Below are 22,813 nucleotides of genomic sequence, written 5' to 3' on the forward strand. Positions count from 1 at the left end.
TGCATTGGCTTATCATCAGTATAAGAGGATGAAGACCTGTATGTAATGGCTTTTTTAATTTGACTAGGATTGGCTATTTTAGCCTGACACTAGATGGTTATTTTAACCCGACGCTAATAACGTATTCCTTCAAAATGATCTTTGTCGTTATGAGAAAGAATGAGTGTGGCCTTTTCATAACCATGCTTATCCATATATGATATAACTTTGTCGGCATGTGCCTCGTGACCACAATCATATATGAATAGTTTGCTACCTGTATTAATCAAAATGCAATCGCCGTAATTGGTTGTTTCGGAGTTTTCATATTCTTGGGAGCCTAAAATTAAAATTTCCTTCATCATAAATCCTTTCTGACTAGATAGTCTATAATATGTGATATTTGATAAAAAGAACTGGTGTCTTTAAATACTCCTTTCAGCGACTGATTCAGAAAGATATTGAAAAATAAATAGAAATCAAGTATAATAGATATGCGAATATGTATTGACTGATTTCATGTTAATACCTTTAAGTTCATCCTGCTTGGGTGGACTTTTCTTTTTATCTTTTTGTGTATTATAACATAGCAAGAAATAAAAATCAAGAAATGTAGTAAAAAAATTAACTGTAAATAAAGAAAGTAAAAAACTTGAAACGAATTAAATGCTGTGATAATATGTATACAATAATAATAATAGGTGGTTGTTTTTATGTCATTGAAAATAAAATTGAGTGAAGCGACAGGTTTGAGATTGAAGGAATTTAGGACACAATATAAAGTAAAGGCAAAAGATGTAGCTGAAATGTTGGGGAAAAGTCCTGCTTATATATCCAAATTGGAAAAAGGGCAAATTCAACAAATTGATAAAATAGAATTTGAAAAGATACTAAATTTTATAGCGAATGATGATGATGGTTATTATAGATTTTTTGAAGAATTTGCAGAGAGAGCGAATATAAAAGATTTAGAAAATGACTTGGCGTTTCGTAATTTCGATATGCTTGAAAGAAAGATTCCAGTTAATAATAATCTTATAAATTTTATTAAAGAAATGATGAAAGAACTAGGGATATCTATTCATCAATTAACAAATTATATTAATGAAAATGAAGATTTGGGTGCTGATATTTCGGAAAAATATGATTTAAATGCTGATGAAGTAAAAAAAAATGTTTGGCATGCAGTAACAGATGCAAATAGTATGCAAAATGTGTTTAGCTATATCTTTCTAGAATACTCAGAAGATAAAGTTGAAAAGTTATTGTCAGGGAAGAAAAAAAAATGTGAGTATATGCTTGTATATGCAATAATGTATCACCTTTTGAAAATGAAATATAAAAAAGAGGGAAAAGAGTACAATGATACATTAATTGAAGAATGCAGTATTGAAGCAGAACAGATATTACTAAACTATAAATTTTATTCGCTGACTGTTAAACATCGTTTATTGGCCCAAAGTGAGACAATAGATGAATATAACAATTTGCTAAATGAGTCTGATATTAACAATGCAAAATATGTAATGGATATTATTGAAGTAATCAAATTTTTATCTGAATACGATGTCGAGTATACTAATAAAAAATTAAAGATAATTGCTGAAAATCTAAAAAATAATGATACTACCTTTGCATTTGCTTATATGGCCTTATCTTTGCGGGGCTTGAATGATTTACAAACAGGTCTAAAAAAGAAATTTTTAGAAGAAATAAAAGCATTAATTGATAAATATTCAAATTTAACAGAAACTGTTGATAATATGGAAAAATATTGATAAAAAGCAGCTCTAAATGATGTAAAGCTACTGGATAAAGTATTCCAGTAGCTTTTATTTCTTCTCAAATCTTATTACATCATTCGGTTCACAATTCAAAATTTCACAAAGCCTTTCCAGTGTAAACATGGTAATAGACTTATTATGTTTTAAATTATTGATCGTCCGGGGATTGATACCATACTTATGAATCAGTGTATAGGTGGAGACATCCCGTTGGCGCATGGTTTCCCACAATGGAGAATAGTTTATCATTTCTGCTCACTTCCCAGTTTGTAATATAATCATTATCATGGTAAAAATAATGGTTTACTATACTGAAAAATGTATCTATAATAGAGGCATATGGAGGGAGAACTGGGATGAAAAAATATGATGAACTATCAGAAAAAGAAAAACGTAATTTTGAAGAATTCCTTATCTTAACATTCGAGGTTTCCGATGATGAGCTGGCGGCAATCGATAAACAAAAGCCAATGACAATGGAACTTTTTTCTTCATGTCTGGCTAAGTGTACAGAGCGTGGGCTCTATAAACTTTTCGAAAGCCTGTTGGATGAGTATCCGGATTTAACGGATAAATACGTAAAAGCTATTGATGATGATATAAAAGATGTGATATTGCCGGAAAGAACTCCAGAGGAGGAAGAAGAAAGCTGGAATCGATTGTGCGACAGAATAAAAAATGAATATGGTGATGATGTAATAAGCGAATAGCTGCCGGAAAATCTGGTGGCTATTTTTTATAACAGAAATCAATGAATTAAAATCTGGCATCCGGTCAAAAAAGACTGGATGTTTTTTTGTGCACTTTATTAAAAACTTAGTCTCCAAACACTGTATAATCCTCGAATTTCCTTTCTATAAGTGCGGGGAAATATTTTTTGAAGTAGAAAATTAAAAGATTTTTCGAATCTCCTTGTATTTCTGTCTCTGACGATTGGGTTAAGTGAGGGGATCTTTAAAGAATAAAAAAGATAAGAGCGGATCTGGTTGATAAGAATAAAATTTATTTCTTTTAGCCCCTGTAAAAAAGCCACTCCCGGTTACGTTAAGTGAGGGGGTAGATATTATAGGGCAAGATCCACCCGTGTTAAGCGGTAATGCCATTCCTGGCAGCCCCCCTAACTTTCAGGTTGAGCTCTTGATGGGGATTTTCCCAGAGCAAGATCCACCCCGTAATACACTATCGTGTTTTCCTGTGTAGGGCTCTTGCTTGGGATTTCGATTCCCCATACCCTCGATGATCTGCCGATTTGGCAGATATTGGCGTCCACTGGAAAGTGGGACGCAGCACAAAAGGAAGATTCCGGCAGGACTGCCGGTTCTCCCATTTGTGATGTTACTGAAGTAACAGAAAAGAGAAGAAAGGAGGAGCCATGAGAAAAAAGAGATTAGAACGGGAACTAAATCACCCGCATTTTGTCGGAGTCCGGCTGTCGGATATTGAACTGGAACTTCTGGACAGGAAAGCAGAGATCCTAGGGGTGTCCAGATCCGAATGCCTGCGGAAACTTTTGGTGGAAAAGGAGATCGTGCATCGGGTAGAAGTAGTCGCCGATATGGAAGAACTGCGAAGTCTGGTGGGGGCATATGGAAAGATCGGTGTGAACCTGAATCAGATCGCACGGTACTTCAATACGGGCGGGGAGCGTTCACTGGCTATGGAAGATGAAATCCGTCGCTGTATCGCGGAATTATTTGCACTCAGGGAAGAAGTGTTGAAGATGGCAGGGGATTTTGAACGGGATTATCGGGGCGGTTAAAGTAGTCCAGATGAATTGTTCCAAAACGATACCGAAACACGACCAAACAGCGTTTTCTGCCGTCAGATAGATAAACCCCAGGCAAATATATTTGAGGTCAAAAAAGCCTGTCGTAAAGGGCAAAAAATGCAAAAAATGATACCGAAACGCGACCATATTTCGCTGTCCTGTACCAGGTACTGGCAGGATGGCAGGAAGGAGGAATGTCTGTGCCGAGAATGAGCAAGAAAAGAAAACAGGAATTGGACTTTTTTCTCAATGAAAGAGGGCGGGTTGCCCACAATGACACCTGCCGGAAATGTGTTGGAGACTGCAAGCAGAGTTTCCGGACTGTGATTGTCTGTTGCCCCTGCTATGAATCCAAGCGAAGCCGTCGGCGGAAGATCAGACAGAAACAAAAGGATGGATGTGAAGAATAAAGATCAGATGGTATACATGACGGATCAGACCCAGATTCCGGTATATCTTCCTTACCCACGGTTTCTGCTGGGGATGGATCTGACTCAGACAGCCAAGGTCCTGTATGCTCTGTTGCTGGATCGGGCGAGTCTTTCCAGGAAGACAGGGTGGAAGGATGAGGAAGGCCACATTTTTGTGGTTTATCCCATTGCTTATCTGGCTGACGATCTTAGAAAGAGTCACATGACTGTAAAAAAGGCATTGAATGAACTGGAAGAAGCCGGACTTCTGGTGAGAAAAAAACAGGGATTTTCCAAACCGAATCTGCTGTATATCAAAATCCCGGCAGAGGGAAAGAAAAGTTTCCCTGTGAAGGAAAGAAAAGTGTCCCTCAAAGGGAAAGAAAATGATACTTATGAGGGAAAGAAACCTGTCCCTGTGATGGATAGAAAAGTATCCCCTAATTACTTAAATAATAGTTACTTGATATATAGTCAAACAAATAAAGAGAGAGAAGCGCGCTCTGCCTATGGCGAATATCACAATGTGTTTCTCTCCGAAACAGAATATGGAGAATTGAAACAGGAGATCCGGGAATTAGACAGGCTGATCGAGGAACTGTCCAGTTATATGCGTTCCAGTGGAAAGCAATATGCTGATCATGCTGTTACCTTGAGAAGATGGGCAGAACGGTCAGCCCCGGTAAAAAACATTCCGGATTATACCTGCAGTGAGGAGGAAAGTCTATGAATAAGATGGTAGAAGAAACAGTAAAGAACATGATGCGGCCGGGAGAAAGAACCAGGGAGGATTACATCGGAGAAGACGGGCTTCTGTATTGTGGACAATGTCATGAACCGAAGGAGGCTTATTTCGATCAGGAGAAAATGGGAGTTTTGGGAATAAAAAAACATCCGCGTGAATGTGAGTGCCGGAGACAAAAGAGAAAAGAGGAGGAACAGTACCGAGAACAGCAGCGTCATGAAGCTGTAGTCAGAGAATTGAAAGAACATTGTTTCTCGGATAGATCCATGAAGGAATGGACATTTAAGAATGATAAGGGACTTTCCGAAAATACCGTGCTTGCAAAGCTTTATGTGAAAGACTGGGAAACAATGAAGGCGGAAAATACAGGCTACCTCTTCTGGGGAGCAGTGGGAACCGGGAAAAGTTTTCTGGCGGGCTGTATTGCCAATGCACTGTTGGAACAGGAGATTGCAGTGCGCATGAACAATTTTGCGGAAGTGCTGAATGATCTGTCTGCTAATTTTTCAGAGAAGAACACATACATAAAAAATCTGTGCAGAGTTCCGCTTTTGATTCTGGATGATTTTGGAATGGAGCGGGGGACAGAGTACGGACTGGAACAGATCTATGCGGTGATCGACGGCAGATATCGGAGTGGGAAGCCCTTGATAGCGACGACAAATCTGACGTTGCAGGAGTTAAATAATCCGCAGGATACAGCGCATGCCAGGATTTATGACCGGTTGCTGGAGATGTGCGTGCCGGTTCAGTTTAAAGGTGAGAGTTTTCGAAAACGTACGGCTCAGGAAAAGCTGGGGCGGATGCAGAAAAGAATAAAGGAGGAGATGAGGTAAATGAGACAGACAAAAGAAAGAGAGAGCAGCTGCCGTCTGGCAGTGGATATTGAAGGTCTGGCCGCTATGCTTTCCTGCGGACAGATGACTGCAAGGAAGATTGCGGAAGATGCGGGAGCCCGGATCACCATCGGCCGCCGGGTATTGTACTCCGTACAGAAAGTGGAGAAATACCTGGAAGCAATAGCGGAATAGAGGAACACAGATGTGCGTGGGAGTGGTTTTGTGCTATACTTTTCATAGACAGGACAAGACCATTCCCCACAACAGGGAGGTGTGAAGATTACAGAAGAAACAGTTCAGCATGTGCCATTCGCAAAACCGCACTACATACGAATGATGGCTGAACTGTTCCAGAAAGGAATGGTTTTGTGGCAAGAAAAGACAATAGAGGAAGAAATCTGAGGACCGGGGAATCCCAACGCAAGGATGGACTCTATATGTACCGGTACAAAGATGAACGGACTGGCAGACGCCTGGCCGTTTATTCTCCGGATCTGGCTGAACTCAGGAAAAAAGAAAAAGAGATTGAGAAAGACCAGAGCGAAGGAATTATGACCGATACCCAATTCAAGAATATGACTCTCAATGATTTGTTTGAGATCCACATGGATACCAGAAAACTAGCAGAGAGTACACAGGCCAATTACAGAAGGATGTGGAACAGTCTTGTGAGGAATGAACTCGGACAGATGAAAGTGGTACAGGTAAGACCATCTCATGTACGCCTGTTTTATTCCCGGCTGAGCAAACAGAAATATTCCCACAGTACCATCAAGTTTCTCCATAATATGATCTTACCGAGCTTTGAGGTGGCTGTAGATGACGATATCATCCGGAAGAATCCGGCCAAGAGAACGCTGGGAGATTATGGGGAACCGGAAAAGAAACGCACCGCCCTGTCCTTTGACCAGCAGAAAAATCTGCTGAACTATGTAAAGAACAGCGAGGTATTCCATATCTATCTGCCGCTTTTGCAGGTGATGATTGGAACGGGACTCCGCTGTGGAGAACTGATTGGACTCACCTGGAAGGACGTGGATCTGAAGACCAGAACTGTATACGTGAATCATCAGCTGATCTATAAGAACTATGGAGACGGGTGTGATTTTCATGTGACAATGCCGAAGACAGAAGCCGGGATTCGGGAGATTCCCATGAGCAAAATGGTGGCAAAAGCCTTTGAGACTCAGAGACGGCTGAATTTTCAGATGGGAATTCCAAGGGATGTGAAAATCGAAGGGCTTTCGAATTTCGTGTTTATGAGCAGGAGTGGACGTCCTATGATGCCGACTACCGTGAACTTTATTCTCCGGGATATTGTGAAGGCGTATAATGAGGAAGAAAATGAGCGGGCAAAGCGGGAGAGGAGAAAGCCGGAAGAGCTGCCGCACATTTCCGCCCACATTCTCAGACATACAGCCTGTACCAGAATGGCAGAGACGGATCTGGATATGAAGGTCGTTCAGTATGTGATGGGACATGCGAACATCAGTGTCACGATGGAAGTTTATAACCATATCACAGACCGGTCCAGGATTGAAAAAGAGATTGCGAAGATGGATCTGGTTCAAATCATGTGACCGGATTTTCAGTCTTCAAATCAGAGATTTTTGATTGCCTTGGAGTGAAAATCGCAAAAAAAACGGATTTTTCCGCGTTTGATGGTGTAGTAAATTAACTCAGATTTCCTTGAATTTACAGGGAATTTTGGAGGTCCCCGATTCTGAAATTGGTGTAGAAATGGTGTAAAAATGGTGTAGTAAGCCATTTTTTGAAAAAATCAAAAAATTGGAGACCCTGAAAAGCCCGTAAAATCAAGCTTTTTCAGGTGTTCTCCAAAAAAATATTGAAAAAATTAGCACTCACCTCTTGCGAAGTTGTCGGTTTTGCTAAGGAAGATGTGTTCGAAAAAATGGATGCCATTGCCAATGCCGTATCAGATAGCTGCGAACCGGCAATTATCCCGGATATTTCTTTACAGACGATTAATGGTAAGACTGTTATTGTGGTAGAGATTTCTGAGGGCAGACAGCGCCCATATTATATCAAAGCGCTTGGCAGAGATGGAGGCGTATATGTTCGTGTTGCCGGAACTACTCGTCTTGCTGACGAGTATATGATAAAAGAATTACTGTTTGAGGGCAGCAACCGCTACTACGATCAGGCTTTGTGTACCGGGTTGAGTATCACGGATGAAGACATTGATGCTCTTTGCAAAGCTATGAAAGAACAGGCCGTCAAGAATGCCCACAATGAGGAACAGAAAGCATCTATCAAAGATGTTGGCAGACAACAGCTTCGTTCCTGGGGGGTTTTGATTGAACGTGATGGAAAAGATTATCCGTCCAATGCCTTTGCTATTTTGACAGGCAACGCAGGACTTCATGTTGCAACGCAATGTGGCGTGTTCAAAGGCACAACAAAAGCGGTATTTGTTGATCGACGGGAATATACCGGTCTGCTTTGGGAACAGATAGATGAAGCATTTCAGTTTGTTCTGCGAAATATTCACCTGGGTGCTACTATTGTGGGGATTTATCGCCAGGACGTTTATGAAATCCCACCGGATGCCATTCGTGAGTTAATTATCAATGCCATGGTGCATCGTAGTTATTTGGATCATGGTACGATACAGGTTGCGGTGTATGATAACCGCTTGGAAATCACCTCCCCAGGAAAGCTGCCAATGGGACAAACTATGGAGCGTATGAAAGAGGGCTATTCCAAAATCAGAAATGAAGCTCTTGCTCATGCCTTTGCGTATATGAATCTAATTGAGCATTGGGGAAGCGGCATTCCGAGAATTATTGATAAAGTCAAAGCTGCCGGACTGCGGGAACCAGAGTTTATTGGTGGCGAGGTTGATTTGCGTATCAATATCTATCGAGGTCAGATTGACGGCACTGTTGACCTCAATGCTTCCAATACTGCCGTTAAACCGCCGGGAAACCGCCGGGAAACCGCCGATAAAGTGCCGGCAAATGAACAGGAACAGCAAATTTATAAATATGTATCGGAAAATGCCGGCATTACAACAGCACAGGCAATGAAACTTCTTGGTATCAAACAGCGTAGAACCAGAGAAATACTGGTTAAAATGGTTGAAAAAGGATGGCTGAGAAAAGAAGGTGCTTCAAGAAGCACAATTTATGTAAAAAATACAGAAGGGAGATAATGCAGCATGGATACAGACAAAGTAATACAAGACTTGAACCGCAGATTTGCTGCACCTCTGCCGGAGGTTTACCACCGTCGGATCATCTTCTGGTACGATGAAGATAAGGAATTTGAGGATAAGCTGGACGAAGTGGTTTTAGAGAATGCAATGGATAGGAATTGTACTCAATTCTGTAAGTATAAAACTTTAATGCATTGAGTTGGACTGTAGGTATTAGTACGTCTAAGTAAAGGCGTACCTGTTTCAATGGACAGCATAAAAAAATCTGTAATATGCGGGGCTGTAATATTGGTGATGTCATGGAATTGGCTAAACATTGTTTCGCTAATTGATAATTACATGGAAAGGATGGATGGGAGTAATTTTGAGGGAAAATCCAGATTTACTATCGGGAAATAGCGGAGAACGATAGAACAGATACGCAGTTTAGAACAGCTGTTGCAAACGTAAAGAGGCTTTAAGAGCTGTGGACAGATCAAGGGAGAAAAGTCCAGACAGTAAAAGGAACAGCGTCTGCGGCTGTTCTCGTCCCGATAGTGTGGAACAAGGAAACGATGCCATCGGATTTCTTTAGAGATGGTAGAGGAGTCTTTGGAAAGAGCCCTGGCCATTTGAGAAAAAGAGAAGCCTTTTTCGATCATGATTTCAATCTCTGCACGATCAGAAAGAGCAAGATGCTTAAAGTTACCAATATGATGAGTTGCCATGATGACCTCCAATCCGCTCCGGGGAGTACAGGATAACACGATTGCAAAGGTAAAATCCACCCCTGATTTATAGAGAAGCAAAAAAGGAGAAAAATCAGAAATAACTTTTTCATTTAACGGCCTTGCAAAAAATTCAAAAAAATTAGCACTCGGGGCTTGACAGTGCTGATAATACGTGCTATATTACATATAGAACAAAGGAACAGAGATAAAAAGTAAGGTTCCCAAGTTCCGAAAACAACACTTCGGTTTTCCCAAAGTGCTAAAATAAATTTTTATATGTCTATTGAAAGGAGATATGACTTATGATGATGCCTAGTATTTTTGGAGAAAATTTATTTGATGATTTTATGGATTTCCCGTTTGAGAGAGAATTCTTTGGAAGAAGACCTCTGTATGGAAACAGTGAGAAGAATATTATGAAGACAGACGTAAAAGAAACAGACAATGCTTATGAGCTGGATATTGATCTGCCGGGCTTTAAGAAAGATGAAGTTACTGCAAAACTGGAGAATGGCTATCTGACCATCAGCGCTACTAAAGGCATGAACAAGGATGAGCAGAACAAAGAAGGCAAATACATCCGTAGAGAGCGCTATGCAGGAGCTATGAGCAGAAGCTTCTATATAGGTGAAAATGTTCAGCAGGAGGACATTCATGCGAAGTTTGAAGATGGTATCTTGAAACTCACCGTTCCAAAAGAAGATCCTAAGAAAGTAGAAGAAAAGAAATATATCTCCATTGAGGGATAAAATAACAGTGCCGCAGCCTTGGCTGCCTGAGAAAAGGCCTGGAAACAGTCAACAGAAAGACTTGTTTCCGGGCCTTAATTTTATGTGCTGTTATATTGCAAAAGACACGCTAATTATTGCTTCTGACAGGCTGTAGCAGACAGGGGATTAAAAAGGGGTTGACAAATATTCTTTTATAGTATATTATTCCTATAAGATTACTAGGAAATAAAAATTCCGCTGCAGACAGCGGGACATTCACCCTCTCAGCAGTTGCCAAAAGTGCGGGCAGACATGGCCCTTGGTTTACTGTCTGAGGAAATAAAAGAAAGGCGGTATTTTATGGCTGAAAAAATTTATGCAAGCGTACAGGAATTAATAGGAAGAACTCCTCTTATGGAAATAGGGAATATTGAAAGAGAAGAAGGACTGGAGGCCAGAGTTCTGGTTAAGCTGGAATACCTGAATCCAGCGGGAAGCGTAAAAGACAGAATTGCAAAAAACATGATCGAGGATGCAGAGGAGAAAGGCCTTTTAAAACCTGGTGCAACGATCATCGAGCCTACTTCAGGAAATACAGGAATAGGTCTGGCAGCGATTGCAGCATCTAAAGGCTACCGTTTGATCCTGACCATGCCGGAGACTATGAGTGTGGAAAGAAGGAACATTCTGAAGGCTTACGGGGCGGAGATCGTTCTTACAGAAGGAGCCAGAGGAATGACCGGAGCCATTGAAAAAGCAGAGGAACTGGCAAAGGAGATTCCGGGAAGCTTTCTTACCCGTCAGTTTGAAAATCCGGCAAATCCAGCTATGCACAGGAAGACTACAGGTCCGGAAATCTGGGAGGATACAGATGGAAAGGTGGATATTTTGGTGGCAGGAGTAGGAACCGGCGGTACAATTACAGGAACCGGCGAATATCTGAAATCAAAAAATCCTCAGGTGAAGGTTGTAGCTGTAGAGCCATCGGATTCTCCGGTACTTTCTAAAGGAACAGCGGGTCCTCATAAAATCCAGGGTATTGGCGCCGGGTTTGTGCCAAAGGCTCTGAATACTCAGATTTATGATGAGATTCTGGCTCTTGGAAGTGAAGAGTCCTTTGCCGCAGCAAAACTTCTGGCTCATAAAGAAGGAATTCTGGTGGGGATTTCTTCAGGTGCTGCCCTGCATGGTGCCATTGAACTGGCAAAGAGACCGGAAAATAAAGGAAAAACCATTGTAGTTATTCTGCCGGACAGCGGAGACCGGTATTATTCTACGCCACTTTTCGAGGGATAAGATGAAGATTTCAACAAAAGGAAGATATGCGTTAAGACTGATGCTGGATATTGCTGCCCATGACAGCGGAGAACCGGTAAGGATTAAAGAAATCGCATCCAGGCAGGAAATTTCCGCCAAATATCTGGAACAGATTGTAGCTATTTTGTCTAAAGCCGGCTATGTAAAAAGCATACGAGGACCTCAGGGCGGCTATCGTCTGACCAGAAAGCCTGAAGAATACTCTCTGGGAGACATTCTCAGGCTTACAGAGGGCAGCCTGGCACCGGTAGAATGTCTGGAAGGAGAAACCAATCAATGCCCCCGGGCCGGGGACTGCATTACCCTTCTCTTTTGGAAAAAGCTAGACAAGGCAATCAGAGAAGTCACAGAAGGCTATACCCTGGAAGACCTTCTGACCTGGCAGAACCAGGCCGGCAATAATTACATCATCTAAATATTAAGGGGATTTTGGGAGTCAGAAGGACGGAAAAATCTATCAAAACATGAAAAAGAAGCAGACATATAGGAGGAAAGCCTGTATGATCTGCTTCTTTTGGTGTGATACATCCGGCAGATGGCTGCCGCGCTTGTGCGAGCAAACATTTGCCGGGTAACGGACAGTGGGGACCCCGCCGATACGCCTGAATATCTTCGGGGCCCCGCCACCGGACCGGACATGAGTTCCCGGCCCTTGTGACATCCCCGGGATATGCATGAAAACATATCTGTTCCGGAGATGCCTGGCTAAGGCTGGACAGCGGACTGTCCAGCTTGTGCGGCAGTCGCCAAAAGGACATGCAAGCATGTCCCCTTGGCTCGTTGCACGCAAAAATAAAGAAAAATGTGATATATGTAATCGGAAAATGACGGGGTATCATTTCCCTGATTACCGGATCTTCATGGGATACTGATTATCAAAGCAGGCCTTACAGATAGGAAGGTCTCCTACCATGGACTGAAGGTCTTCGATTTTCATGTATCCCAGAGAATCTGCCCCGATCATGGAACAGATTTCTTCTGTGGAATGGGAAGAGGCGATCAATTGCTTGTTGGATGGTATATCCGTGCCAAAATAGCAGGGATATAAAAAGGGGGGTGAACTGATCCGTACATGGACGCTTACGGCCCCTGCCTTTTTCAGCATATGAATCAGATTGGCGATGGTGGTGCCCCGGACGATAGAGTCGTCCACTAATACGATACGCTTTCCTTTTACCACAGACTCCAAAACATTGAGCTTAAGGCGGACGCTGTTTTCCCGCTCTTTCTGAGTAGGTTTGATAAAGGTCCTGCCTACATAGCTGTTTTTATAGAAAGCAAGGCCGAAGGGGATCCCGGAAGCCTCTGAGAAGCCTTTTGCTGCGGGAATACCGGAGTCCGGAACCCCGCAGACCAGATCTGCTTCCACCGGATAGGATTTTGCCAGAGCGGCTCCTGCCCGGATTCGGGCGTCATAGATATTAATATTATCCATGGTGCTGTCCAGCCTTGCAAAATAAATATATTCAAAGATACAGTGAGCTTTCTTTTCCTGACAGAGCGTATAGTCAGAAGAAATCCCCTGTTCTGTAATAGTGATAATCTCGCCGGGGCGGATATCCCGGATAAATTCAGCGCCAACGCTTTGGAGGGCGCAGCTTTCCGATGCCAGGATATAGGCGTTGTCCCTCTTTCCAAGACACAAAGGTTTCAGACCAAGGGGATCCCGGACGCCGATGAGCTTTCTGGGGCTGGCGATGACCAGACCGTAAGCTCCCCGGATCATACCGGCTGTTTTCAGGATAGCCTCTTCTACAGTCTTAGAGGTTATACGTTCTCTTGCGATACAGTAGGCGATTACCTCTGAATCAGTAGTGGTATGAAAGAGGGCGCCGTTTTTCTCCAGATGATCCCGCAGTTCCTGGGCGTTGACCAGGTTTCCGTTGTGGGCCAGAGCCAGAGTTCCCTTTACATAGTTCAGCACCAGAGGCTGGGCGTTGGCCAGAGTGGTGGCTCCTGTGGTGGAGTACCGCACATGTCCGATTCCCAGATTGCCATGGAGGCTGTGGAGATTTTCTTCTTTAAATACCTCGCTGACCAGTCCCATGCCTTTGTGGGAATCAATATTTCCCTTAGGTCCTTTGGTGTCGCTTACGGCAATGCCGCAGGACTCCTGCCCTCTGTGCTGGAGAGCAGAGAGTCCGTAGTAGATGGAAGGCGCTACGTCGTTTCCGGAAAAATCATAGATACCGAAAACGCCGCAGGCTTCTTTTATTTCATATTGTGCATCCAGTTCCATTTGGAGTAGGCTCCTTTACACGGAGAAGAGGAGAGCATCATAGGTAGGATATGGAAGCTCCTCATCCGGAATTTTTGCTTCGGCTTCATCGGCGGCTGCCCGCAGCTCATCCATAGTAGCGAGAACGGTCTTATGGCAGTAGTCTGCAGATTCCTGCATGGAGCCTTTTTTATCGATCTCCTGGATCTCTTCATCCAGTGTAGACAGAGCAGATGAAATCTTTTCGTAGGCATCCCCCAGAGAAGAAACCAGACTTTCAGCAGAAGCGGTAGGTACAGAAGGCGCCAGCGCTTTCATGGCCAGAGCATTGTCTGACACGGAAGCTGCATAGCTGCTTACTGCAGGAAGGAAGTCTTTGGTAAGCATTTCCTTCATGGTCTTTGCCTCAATGCCGATGGTTTTTACATAGTTCTCAAGAAGAATCTCGTAACGGGAGAAGATTTCTTCTTTTGTAAAGATGTGATGCTTTGTGAAAAGCTCCACGTTCTTGTCAGAGATAAACTGAGGGAGGCAGTCAGGAGTAGATTCCAGATTGTATAAACCTCTTTTTTTGGCTTCTTCCACCCACTCTTCTGTGTAGCCGTTTCCGTTGAAGATTACTTTTTTATGTTTCTTAATGGCACGTTTGATCAGTTCATGTACAGCATGCTCCATATCTTCCGGTGCAGTTCCTTCCAGCTCTTTGGCGAACTGAGACAGGGCTTCTGCCACAGCTGTGTTCAGGATAATATTTGGTGTTGCCACAGAAGCAGAGGAACCAAGCATACGGAACTCAAATTTGTTTCCGGTAAAGGCGAAAGGTGAAGTACGGTTTCTGTCCGTGTTATCTTTCATAAAATGAGGAAGCACATGTGCACCGGTCTCCAGCTGTACGCTTTGATGCTCGTCAAAGTAAGTATCCTCTTCAATAGATTTCAGAACTGCGGTCAGTTCATCTCCCAGGAAAATGGATACGATAGCCGGCGGGGCTTCGTTGCCGCCCAGCCTGTGGTCATTTCCGGCGCTGGCTGCGGAAACACGCATCAGATCTGCATATTCGTCCACGGCTTTGATAACCGCCATCAGGAATACCAGGAACTGGATATTCTGATCCGGCGTTTTTCCCGGATCTAACAGGTTTTCTCCTGTATTTGTAGAGATAGACCAGTTGTTGTGCTTGCCGCTTCCGTTGATGCCTTCAAAGGGTTTTTCATGGAGCAGGCAGGCAAGGCCGTGTTTATCTGCCACTTTTTTCATGATCTCCATGGTCAGCTGATTGTGGTCAACGGCCACGTTGGCGGTGTCAAAGATAGGTGCCAGTTCATGCTGAGAAGGAGCTACTTCGTTGTGTTTTGTCTTAGCAGGGATTCCCAGCTTCCACAGCTCCTCATCCAGGTCATGCATATAAGCGGCAACTCTTGGCTTCAGAGCGCCGAAGTAGTGATCTTCCATTTCCTGTCCTCTGGGTGCGGAAGCTCCCATTAAAGTTCTTCCGCAGAGAACCAGGTCACGGCGCTGTTTGTATAAATCTTTATCTACAAGGAAATATTCCTGCTCTGGTCCGATGGTGGTGGAAACATGAGTTACGGCTGTATTGCCCAGAATGTGCAGGATCTTTACTGCCTCATTGCTCAGGGCTTCCATGGAGCGGAGCAGAGGAGTTTTCTTATCCAGAGCTTCTCCGCCATAGGAACAGAAAGCTGTAGGAATATACAGGGTTCCGTCTTTGATAAAGGCCGGAGAGGTAGGATCCCATGCGGTGTATCCTCTGGCTTCGAAGGTAGCTCTCAGTCCGCCTGAAGGGAAGCTGGACGCATCCGGCTCGCCTTTCACAAGTTCTTTTCCGGAAAAATCCATGATCACTTCTCCGTTTGAAGTGGGGGAGATAAAACTGTCATGTTTTTCAGCGGTAAAGCCTGTCATAGGCTGGAACCAATGTGTAAAATGGGTAGCGCCGTTTTCTACGGCCCACTCCTTCATGGCAACTGCCACAGAGTTTGCTACTTCCAGCTCCAGATGGGTGCCGTTCTCAATGGTTTTCTTAAGAGCTTTGTAAACATCTTTCGGAAGTTTGTTTCTCATGACCTTATCATTAAATACCAGGCTTCCGTATAAAGCAGGAATATCTTTTTTCATAGTATGCTCCTTTCCTACAGATTCCTTTTGCAGAATCTGTTTTCCATAGAAATAGAAAAAGCGCCCTGGATATCTCTATCCAAAGCGCCTTTGCTTTACGTTGTGTAGTATATACTCAGGGAAAGAAAAATGTCAATCCCTTTTTTGAAATTTTTTAAAATTCTTTTTCCTTTCTGTTTAAAAAAGCCGGGAGCAGGGGATACTTAGATATCCTTATGATGCCATATGTCTGCAGGCAGTCATGAGCGCTATGACCTGGAAAATCATGGCATCATAGTATAAAGCAGGAGGTTGTTTTTATGGAAGATATGAAGATATGTCTGAAAAAGCCGGACGATGTAAAGGAATTTGTCCGGGCAGCAAGGAAATGTGACTTCGATGTGGACCTGGCCTATAACAGCGCCGTAGTAGACGGGAAATCTATATTAGGAGTATTTGCCCTGGGACTGGAGAAACCTCTTGTGGTGAGCTGCCACGGAGAAAACAGAGAGTTTCGCCAGAGTATCCAGAAATTTCAGTTATAAAAATTTTTTCAAAACAGGGATTTACAAAATGAAAAAAATCGGTTATAGTAGACAGCAGTTATGAATAAAGTTATGACGAAGGCGTCAGAATTTCTGTTTGGGAGATTCTGACGCCTTTTTGTGCGATACGCCCCGGCAAGCGACTGTCGTGCTTGCACGAGCAGGTCTTCGCTCCGCTACGGTCCGTGCTGGACGCGTGCCACTGGCACGCAGCACCATTTGCCGGGCAACGGACAGCGACAGGCTTTGCCTGGAGCTGCCCGCAGTATCGCATCGGGTAGGAAAGGACTCTTTCCTACCCGATCATTGTAGAAGGAGGAAAATGTGATGGTAAAATATGTATTCGTAACCGGAGGAGTGGTCTCAGGCCTGGGCAAAGGGATCACGGCTGCCTCTCTGGGAAGGCTTTTGAAAGCAAGAGGGTATCAGGTGACCATGCAGAAGTTTGACCCTTACATTAATATGGACCCGGGTACTATGAACCCTATCCAGCATGGAGAAGTCTTTGTTACTGACGACGGCACAGAGACAGATCTGGACCTGGGACATTATGAGAGATTTATTGATGAAAGCCTGGATAAAAATTCAAATGTGACTACGGGAAAGATTTACTGGACAGTGCTTCAGAAGGAACGTCACGGGGATTATGGCGGCGGCACGGTACAGGTCATCCCTCACATTACCAATGAGATCAAAAGCCGGTTTTACAGAGGAAAAACTCCTGAGGAAGACAGGATTGCGATTATAGAAGTGGGAGGAACTGCAGGAGATATTGAGAGCCAGCCTTTCCTGGAAGCCATCCGTCAGTTCCAGCATGATGTGGGAAAGGAAAACGCAGTGCTGATCCACGTGACCCTGGTACCTTATCTGAAAGCTTCCGGAGAGCTGAAGACCAAGCCTACTCAGGCCAGTGTAAAAGAACTTCAGAGTATGGGTCTGTGGCCGGATGTATTGGTATGCCGTTCGGAGTATCGGCTGTCTGATGAGCTGAAAGACAAGATCGCACTGTTCTGTAATGTACCGCCCAATCATGTACTCCAGAATCTGGATGTGGAATACCTGTATGAGGCCCCTCTGGCTATGGAAAAAGAACATCTGGCTCAGGTGGTCTGTGAATGTCTTCATATCCCATGCCCGGAACCGGACCTTACAGACTGGACGGCTATGGTGGAGAACCTGCGGAATCCCCAGTCCGAGACAGAAATCGCTATCGTAGGGAAATATATCCAGCTTCATGACGCTTACTTAAGTGTGGTAGAAGCTTTAAAACACGGCGGTATCGCCAGCCGGGTAAACGTCAATATCCGCTGGGTAGACTCAGAAGAAATCGAGAGCCAGGGCTGCCAGGCGCTTTTGGAAGGGGTAGACGGAATCCTGATCCCGGGAGGCTTTGGACACAGAGGAACGGAAGGAAAGATCCAGGCTGTAAAATATGCCAGGGAAAACAAGATTCCATTCCTGGGAATCTGTCTGGGCATGCAGATGGCTATTGTAGAATTTGCCAGAAATGTAGCCGGTTTTAAGGACGCCAACAGCGCAGAACTGAATCCTGACACTATGCACCCGGTGATCTATCTTATGCCGGAACAGAACGGCGTGGAAAATATCGGAGGAACCCTCCGGCTGGGAGCTTATCCCTGTGTGCTGAAAGAGGGAACAAAGGCATATGAATTATACGGAGCAAAAGAAATTTCCGAGCGTCACAGACACCGCTATGAAGTAAACAACGACTACCGGTCTGCTCTGGAAGAACATGGAATGACCATGGCAGGTCTTTCCCCTGACGGACGGATCGTGGAAATGATAGAACTGAAGGATCACCCCTTCTTCATTGGAACTCAGGGGCATCCGGAACTGAAATCCAGACCAAACCGTGCCCATCCGCTGTTCCGAGGATTCGTAAAAGCAGCAGACGAGTATGGAAGAGGAAAAAGAAACAGATAGGGAGGAAAATGTGATGAGAGAACAACAACAGGGACTGTACAGTCCCGCCTTTGAACATGACAACTGTGGAATCGGCGCAGTGGTAAACAGCAAGGGAATCAAGAGCCATCTGACGGTGGAGAGAGCACTCCATATCGTGGAGAACCTGGAACACAGAGCCGGAAAAGATGCAGAGGGAAAGACAGGAGACGGCGTGGGAATCCTTCTTCAGATTTCTCATAAATTCTTTTCCAAGGTCTGTAAAAAAATGGGGATCGATCTGGGAGGAGAGAGAGAATATGGTATTGCCCAGCTTTTCTTCCCTCAGGATGAACTGAAAAGAAACCAGGCTAAGAAGATGTTTGAGATCATTGTGGAGAAAGAGGGACTGGAGCTTTTAGGTTTCCGTGAGGTTCCTGTATATCCGGATGTTCTGGGACACAAGGCCAAAGAGTGTATGCCTCATATCATGCAGGCCTTTATTAAAAAACCGGAAAATGTAGAAAAAGGACTGGATTTTGACCGGAAGCTGTATATTGCCCGGAGAGTCTTCGAGCAGAGTAACGATAATACTTATGTGGTTTCTATGTCCAGCCGTACCATTGTATATAAAGGAATGTTCCTGGTAGGACAGCTCCGCACTTTCTTTGCGGATCTCCAGGATAAAGACTATGAATCTGCTATCGCTACTGTCCATTCCAGATTCAGCACCAATACAAACCCAAGCTGGGAGAGAGCCCATCCTAACCGTTTTATCGTACATAACGGGGAAATCAATACCATCCGGGGAAATGCGGACAAAATGCAGGCAAGGGAAGAAAATATGGAGTCTGCCCACTTAAAAGACCAGCTTCACAAGGTCCTTCCAGTGGTAAACCGTCAGGGTTCTGACTCAGCAATGCTGGACAACACTCTGGAATTCCTGGTAATGAGCGGTATGGATCTGCCTCTGGCAGTAATGATCACCATTCCGGAACCCTGGGCCAACAACCAGACCCTTTCCCAGGAGATCCGGGATTTCTATCAGTATTATGCAACCATGATGGAGCCATGGGACGGTCCGGCCTCTATTGTATTTTCAGACGGCGATCTGCTGGGCGCTGTACTGGACAGAAACGGCCTTCGTCCTTCCAGATATTATGTTATGAAAAACGGTGATGTGATCCTGGCTTCTGAGGTGGGTGTTCTTCCTGTACCGGAAGAGGAGATTGTTCTGAAAGAAAGACTCCATCCTGGAAAAATGCTTCTGGTAGATACCGTAAAAGGCAAGATTTTAAGCGATGAAGAGATCAAGGAGATTTATGCCAATGCCCAGCCTTACGGCGAGTGGCTGGACAGCAACCTCATCGAGCTGAAGGATCTGAAGATCCCTAACATGCGGGTGGAGGAATATACTTCCGAGCAGAGAAGAAGACTTCAGAAGACTTTCGGATATACTTATGAAGAATATAGAAAGTCCATTTATGAAATGGCCTTAAAAGGCAGTGAAGGCATTGCTGCCATGGGCGTGGATACCCCTCTGGCAGTGCTGTCCAAGAGAAACCGTCCTCTTTTTGATTACTTTAAGCAGCTTTTTGCACAGGTTACCAATCCGCCGATTGATGCCATCCGTGAAGAGATTGTTACCAGTACCACGGTTTATGTAGGAAAAGACGGAAACCTGCTGGAAGAAGTGCCGGAAAACTGCCAGGTACTGAAGATCAATAATCCGATCCTGACCAATACAGACCTGTTAAAGATCAAGAACATGAAGGAAAAAGGCTTTAAGGTAGCGGTGGTTCCTATTACTTACTACAAGAGTACAAAGCTGGAAAGAGCCATTGACCGTCTCTTTGTAGAGGTGGATAAAGCCTATAAAGACGGAGCCAACATCCTGATCCTTTCCGACAGAGGGGTGGATGAGAACCATGTGCCCATTCCTTCTCTGCTGGCGGTATCTGCGGTACACCAGCATCTGGTAGATACCAAGAAACAGACTTCTCTTTCTCTGATCCTGGAATCCGGAGAACCAAGAGAGGTACATCATTTTGCAACCCTTCTTGGATATGGGGCCTGTGCAGTCAATCCATATCTGGCGCTGGAGACGATCCAGGAGCTGATCGATGAAAAACTGCTGGACAAAGACTATTATGCGGCAGTAAATGATTACAATTACGCTGTGATCCACGGCATTGTAAAGATTGCTTCCAAAATGGGTATTTCCACCATCCAGTCCTATCAGGGCGCAAAGATCTTTGAGGCTATCGGTATTTCCCAGGAAGTCATCGATAAATATTTTGCAGGCACAGTCAGCCGTGTAGGGGGAATTACCCTGGACGATATTGCCAAAAACGTGGATGAACTTCATTCCAAAGCCTTCGATCCCCTTGGAAGAGCAGTGGATCTCACTCTGGACAGCATTGGAAAGCATAAGATGAGAAGCGGCGGCGAGGAACACCGGTACAATCCTGCAACTATCCACATGCTGCAGAAATCTACCCGTATGGGAGATTACGGCATGTTTAAAGAATATACAAAAATGGTAGACGAGGAGAGAAGCGGAAATCTCCGTTCCTTAATGGACTTTAACTTCCCGGAAAAGGGAATCCCTATTGAAGAAGTGGAAAGTGTAGAGGATATTGTAAAACGGTTTAAGACCGGAGCTATGTCCTACGGCTCCATTTCCCAGGAAGCCCATGAGACTCTGGCTATCGCCATGAATATGCTTCATGGAAAATCCAACACCGGTGAGGGTGGAGAAAGTGAAGAACGTCTGGATTCTGCAGGAACTGCTGTGGACAGATGTTCCGCCATCAAACAGGTGGCCAGCGCCCGTTTCGGCGTTACCAGCCGGTATCTGGTAAGCGCAAAAGAGATCCAGATCAAGATGGCTCAGGGAGCAAAACCCGGAGAGGGCGGACATCTTCCTGCCAGAAAAGTGTATCCATGGATCGCCAAGACCAGACATTCAACCCCCGGGGTAAGCCTGATCTCTCCGCCGCCACATCACGATATTTATTCTATCGAGGATCTGGCCCAGCTGATCTATGACCTGAAAAATGCCAATAAATATGCACGTATTTCCGTAAAACTTGTTTCTGAGGCAGGTGTGGGAACCGTAGCTGCCGGCGTTGCCAAAGCAGGCGCCCAGGTTATCCTGATCTCCGGATATGACGGAGGTACCGGCGCAGCTCCGGAAAGCTCTATCCACAACGCAGGACTGCCCTGGGAGCTGGGACTGGCAGAGACCCATCAGACCCTGCTGATGAATGGTCTGAGAAGCCGTGTGATGATTGAGACAGACGGTAAGCTCATGAGCGGAAGAGACGTGGCTATCGCCGCCCTTCTGGGAGCAGAGGAATTCGGCTTTGCCACTGCGCCTCTGGTAACTATGGGCTGTGTGATGATGAGAGTCTGCAACCTGGATACCTGCCCTGTTGGCGTGGCAACCCAGAATCCGGAACTTCGGAAACGCTTTACCGGAAAACCGGAATATGTGGTAAACTTTATGAGATTTATCGCTGAGGAACTCCGTGAATATATGGCGAAACTGGGAGTGCGTACCATTGACGAGATGGTAGGAAGAAGCGACCTTCTGAAAGTAAAAGATAAAGCCCAGAATCCAATGGCTGCTAAGATCGACCTTAGTGCTATTCTGGAAAATCCTTTTGCAAAAGAAGGAGAACAGGTAACCTTTAATCCGGCGGATGTATACGACTTCCAGCTGGAGAAGACCCTGGACGAGAAAGTACTTCTGAAGAAATTTGCTTCTGCCCTGAAAAAAGGAGAAAAAGCTTCTGTATCTGTGGAAGTCAGCAACACAGACAGGACTTTCGGCACCATTCTGGGTGCAGAGATCACCAGACAGCATAAACACGGACTGCCGGAAGACACCCTGACTGTAAACTGCAAGGGAGCCGGCGGACAGAGCTTCGGCGCCTTTATCCCGAAAGGTCTGACCCTGAAACTGGAAGGAGATACCAACGATTATTACGGCAAAGGACTTTCCGGCGGAAAGCTGATCCTGTATCCGCCGAAAAACCGGAAATACTCTGCCCAGGATAATATGATCGCCGGTAACGTAGCTCTTTACGGAGCCACCAGCGGAAAAGTATTTATAAGCGGTATTGCAGGAGAACGTTTTGCCGTAAGAAACTCCGGCGCCTATGCGGTAGTAGAAGGAGTAGGAGAACATGGCTGCGAATACATGACCGGAGGCCGTGTGGTGATCCTTGGCTCTACAGGAAAGAATTTTGCCGCAGGTATGAGCGGCGGTATCGCTTATGTATTAGATGAAAACAATACTCTTTATAAAAATCTGAATAAAGATATGATTTCCATTGAACAGGTGGAAAGCAAGGTAGATGTTCATGAACTGAAAAGCCTGATTGAGGAGCATGTACAGTATACCGGCTCTGAGAGAGGAAAAGAAATCCTGGAAAACTTCACCGAATATCTTCCGAAGTTTAAGAAGATCATTCCTGATGATTACAAGAGAATGACATCCCTGAGCATTAAGCTGGAGGAACAGGGAATGAGTACAGAACAGGCACAGTTGGAAGCATTTACAGAAGTATTTTCGGAGGTATAAAG

General features: G+C 44.6%; 22 protein-coding genes. 17 read left to right on the top strand and 5 right to left on the bottom strand.

Going from position 1 to position 22,813, the window contains the following annotated elements:
* Positions 1-113: 113 nt before the first annotated feature.
* Positions 114-344 (bottom strand): hypothetical protein, encoded by a 231-nt coding sequence (locus B5G33_RS21790; RefSeq protein ID WP_204247433.1) that lies wholly within the window; start codon positions 342-344, stop codon positions 114-116.
* 348 nt (positions 345-692) lie between these two features.
* Here B5G33_RS21790 and B5G33_RS18785 point away from each other — a divergent pair, with 348 nt between their 5' ends.
* Positions 693-1,757 carry a helix-turn-helix domain-containing protein gene (locus B5G33_RS18785; protein WP_087418747.1) on the top strand — a complete coding sequence of 355 codons (1,065 nt, stop codon included), beginning with the start codon at positions 693-695 and terminating at the stop codon, positions 1,755-1,757.
* A 54-nt stretch (positions 1,758-1,811) separates the two neighbouring features.
* Here the strand turns inward: B5G33_RS18785 and B5G33_RS22675 are convergent, their stop codons facing one another.
* Positions 1,812-2,012: a helix-turn-helix domain-containing protein gene (locus tag B5G33_RS22675; RefSeq protein WP_087418748.1), complete on the bottom strand. Its 201-nt coding sequence runs from the start codon at positions 2,010-2,012 to the stop codon at positions 1,812-1,814.
* 107 nt (positions 2,013-2,119) lie between these two features.
* On the opposite strand from B5G33_RS22675, the gene B5G33_RS18795 reads away from it, so the two are divergent.
* The 10 genes from B5G33_RS18795 to B5G33_RS18835 all read left to right on the top strand — a co-directional run bounded on the left by B5G33_RS18795 (position 2,120) and on the right by B5G33_RS18835 (position 8,901).
* Positions 2,120-2,473, top strand: a complete 354-nt coding sequence (locus B5G33_RS18795; protein WP_087418749.1) for a hypothetical protein — start codon at positions 2,120-2,122, stop codon at positions 2,471-2,473.
* A gap of 662 nt (positions 2,474-3,135) precedes the next feature.
* A complete protein-coding gene (locus B5G33_RS18800; protein ID WP_087418750.1) occupies positions 3,136-3,522 on the top strand; it encodes a plasmid mobilization protein in 387 nt (128 codons plus the stop codon).
* Between the two features lie 218 nt (positions 3,523-3,740).
* Positions 3,741-3,941 carry a hypothetical protein gene (locus tag B5G33_RS18805; RefSeq protein ID WP_087418751.1) on the top strand — a complete coding sequence of 67 codons (201 nt, stop codon included), beginning with the start codon at positions 3,741-3,743 and terminating at the stop codon, positions 3,939-3,941.
* A complete protein-coding gene (locus tag B5G33_RS18810; RefSeq protein WP_242974771.1) occupies positions 3,925-4,671 on the top strand; it encodes a replication initiator protein A in 747 nt (248 codons plus the stop codon). Before B5G33_RS18805 ends, B5G33_RS18810 begins: the two co-directional genes overlap by 17 nt.
* Positions 4,668-5,522, top strand: coding sequence for an ATP-binding protein (locus B5G33_RS18815; RefSeq protein ID WP_087418752.1), 855 nt, complete (start codon positions 4,668-4,670; stop codon positions 5,520-5,522). The genes B5G33_RS18810 and B5G33_RS18815 overlap by 4 nt, the downstream gene beginning before the upstream one ends.
* Positions 5,523-5,717 (top strand): DUF6462 family protein, encoded by a 195-nt coding sequence (locus B5G33_RS18820; protein ID WP_009248769.1) that lies wholly within the window; start codon positions 5,523-5,525, stop codon positions 5,715-5,717.
* A gap of 81 nt (positions 5,718-5,798) precedes the next feature.
* A complete protein-coding gene (locus tag B5G33_RS22250; protein ID WP_275532846.1) occupies positions 5,799-5,927 on the top strand; it encodes a hypothetical protein in 129 nt (42 codons plus the stop codon).
* A complete protein-coding gene (locus tag B5G33_RS18825) occupies positions 5,894-7,105 on the top strand; it encodes a site-specific integrase (protein WP_087418753.1) in 1,212 nt (403 codons plus the stop codon). Before B5G33_RS22250 ends, B5G33_RS18825 begins: the two co-directional genes overlap by 34 nt.
* Positions 7,106-7,371: 266 nt before the next feature.
* Entirely contained in the window at positions 7,372-8,700 is a 1,329-nt protein-coding gene (locus tag B5G33_RS18830) for an ATP-binding protein (protein WP_275532847.1), read from the top strand.
* Positions 8,701-8,706: 6 nt separating this feature from the next.
* Entirely contained in the window at positions 8,707-8,901 is a 195-nt protein-coding gene (locus B5G33_RS18835) for a hypothetical protein (RefSeq protein WP_087418755.1), read from the top strand.
* Between the two features lie 137 nt (positions 8,902-9,038).
* On the opposite strand, the gene B5G33_RS18840 is transcribed toward B5G33_RS18835, so the two are convergent.
* Complete coding sequence (locus B5G33_RS18840; RefSeq protein WP_087418756.1) at positions 9,039-9,410, bottom strand: helix-turn-helix domain-containing protein; 372 nt, start codon at positions 9,408-9,410, stop codon at positions 9,039-9,041.
* Positions 9,411-9,715: 305 nt separating this feature from the next.
* Here B5G33_RS18840 and B5G33_RS18845 point away from each other — a divergent pair, with 305 nt between their 5' ends.
* From B5G33_RS18845 to B5G33_RS18855, 3 genes are all read left to right on the top strand, one after another.
* Positions 9,716-10,162 (top strand): Hsp20/alpha crystallin family protein, encoded by a 447-nt coding sequence (locus B5G33_RS18845; RefSeq protein WP_087418757.1) that lies wholly within the window; start codon positions 9,716-9,718, stop codon positions 10,160-10,162.
* 321 nt (positions 10,163-10,483) lie between these two features.
* Entirely contained in the window at positions 10,484-11,419 is a 936-nt protein-coding gene (gene cysK / locus B5G33_RS18850; protein ID WP_087418769.1) for a cysteine synthase A, read from the top strand.
* Position 11,420: 1 nt separating this feature from the next.
* Complete coding sequence (locus tag B5G33_RS18855) at positions 11,421-11,855, top strand: RrF2 family transcriptional regulator (RefSeq protein ID WP_087418758.1); 435 nt, start codon at positions 11,421-11,423, stop codon at positions 11,853-11,855.
* A 432-nt stretch (positions 11,856-12,287) separates the two neighbouring features.
* Here B5G33_RS18855 and purF read toward each other — a convergent pair whose 3' ends face one another.
* Together purF and B5G33_RS18865 are read right to left on the bottom strand one after the other, a co-directional pair.
* Complete coding sequence (gene purF / locus B5G33_RS18860; protein WP_087418759.1) at positions 12,288-13,679, bottom strand: amidophosphoribosyltransferase; 1,392 nt, start codon at positions 13,677-13,679, stop codon at positions 12,288-12,290.
* 15 nt (positions 13,680-13,694) lie between these two features.
* Positions 13,695-15,794 (bottom strand): glutamine synthetase III family protein, encoded by a 2,100-nt coding sequence (locus B5G33_RS18865; protein WP_087418760.1) that lies wholly within the window; start codon positions 15,792-15,794, stop codon positions 13,695-13,697.
* Between the two features lie 299 nt (positions 15,795-16,093).
* On the opposite strand from B5G33_RS18865, the gene B5G33_RS18870 reads away from it, so the two are divergent.
* The 3 genes from B5G33_RS18870 to gltB all read left to right on the top strand — a co-directional run bounded on the left by B5G33_RS18870 (position 16,094) and on the right by gltB (position 22,811).
* On the top strand, positions 16,094-16,318 hold the full coding sequence (locus B5G33_RS18870) for an HPr family phosphocarrier protein (RefSeq protein ID WP_087273582.1): 225 nt from the start codon (positions 16,094-16,096) through the stop codon (positions 16,316-16,318).
* 324 nt (positions 16,319-16,642) lie between these two features.
* Positions 16,643-18,262 (top strand): CTP synthase, encoded by a 1,620-nt coding sequence (locus B5G33_RS18875; protein WP_087273580.1) that lies wholly within the window; start codon positions 16,643-16,645, stop codon positions 18,260-18,262.
* 13 nt (positions 18,263-18,275) lie between these two features.
* Positions 18,276-22,811 (top strand): glutamate synthase large subunit, encoded by a 4,536-nt coding sequence (gltB, locus tag B5G33_RS18880; protein ID WP_087418770.1) that lies wholly within the window; start codon positions 18,276-18,278, stop codon positions 22,809-22,811.
* Positions 22,812-22,813: the final 2 nt, after the last annotated feature.

The organism is Blautia sp. An81 (assembly GCF_002161285.1).
Taxonomy (GTDB): Bacteria; Bacillota; Clostridia; order Lachnospirales; family Lachnospiraceae; genus Blautia; species Blautia ornithocaccae.

Bases quoted from the DNA above. Each gene is read 5' to 3' on its own strand.
- B5G33_RS21790 (WP_204247433.1), bottom strand. From the start codon at position 344: ATGATGAAGGAAATTTTAATTTTAGGCTCCCAAGAATATGAAAACTCC.
- B5G33_RS18785 (WP_087418747.1), top strand. From the start codon at position 693: ATGTCATTGAAAATAAAATTGAGTGAAGCGACAGGTTTGAGATTGAAG.
- B5G33_RS22675 (WP_087418748.1), bottom strand. From the start codon at position 2,012: ATGATAAACTATTCTCCATTGTGGGAAACCATGCGCCAACGGGATGTC.
- B5G33_RS18795 (WP_087418749.1), top strand. From the start codon at position 2,120: ATGAAAAAATATGATGAACTATCAGAAAAAGAAAAACGTAATTTTGAA.
- B5G33_RS18800 (WP_087418750.1), top strand. From the start codon at position 3,136: ATGAGAAAAAAGAGATTAGAACGGGAACTAAATCACCCGCATTTTGTC.
- B5G33_RS18805 (WP_087418751.1), top strand. From the start codon at position 3,741: ATGAGCAAGAAAAGAAAACAGGAATTGGACTTTTTTCTCAATGAAAGA.
- B5G33_RS18810 (WP_242974771.1), top strand. From the start codon at position 3,925: ATGGATGTGAAGAATAAAGATCAGATGGTATACATGACGGATCAGACC.
- B5G33_RS18815 (WP_087418752.1), top strand. From the start codon at position 4,668: ATGAATAAGATGGTAGAAGAAACAGTAAAGAACATGATGCGGCCGGGA.
- B5G33_RS18820 (WP_009248769.1), top strand. From the start codon at position 5,523: ATGAGACAGACAAAAGAAAGAGAGAGCAGCTGCCGTCTGGCAGTGGAT.
- B5G33_RS18835 (WP_087418755.1), top strand. From the start codon at position 8,707: ATGGATACAGACAAAGTAATACAAGACTTGAACCGCAGATTTGCTGCA.
- B5G33_RS18840 (WP_087418756.1), bottom strand. From the start codon at position 9,410: ATGGCAACTCATCATATTGGTAACTTTAAGCATCTTGCTCTTTCTGAT.
- B5G33_RS18845 (WP_087418757.1), top strand. From the start codon at position 9,716: ATGATGATGCCTAGTATTTTTGGAGAAAATTTATTTGATGATTTTATG.
- cysK (WP_087418769.1), top strand. From the start codon at position 10,484: ATGGCTGAAAAAATTTATGCAAGCGTACAGGAATTAATAGGAAGAACT.
- B5G33_RS18855 (WP_087418758.1), top strand. From the start codon at position 11,421: ATGAAGATTTCAACAAAAGGAAGATATGCGTTAAGACTGATGCTGGAT.
- purF (WP_087418759.1), bottom strand. From the start codon at position 13,679: ATGGAACTGGATGCACAATATGAAATAAAAGAAGCCTGCGGCGTTTTC.
- B5G33_RS18865 (WP_087418760.1), bottom strand. From the start codon at position 15,794: ATGAAAAAAGATATTCCTGCTTTATACGGAAGCCTGGTATTTAATGAT.
- B5G33_RS18870 (WP_087273582.1), top strand. From the start codon at position 16,094: ATGGAAGATATGAAGATATGTCTGAAAAAGCCGGACGATGTAAAGGAA.
- gltB (WP_087418770.1), top strand. From the start codon at position 18,276: ATGAGAGAACAACAACAGGGACTGTACAGTCCCGCCTTTGAACATGAC.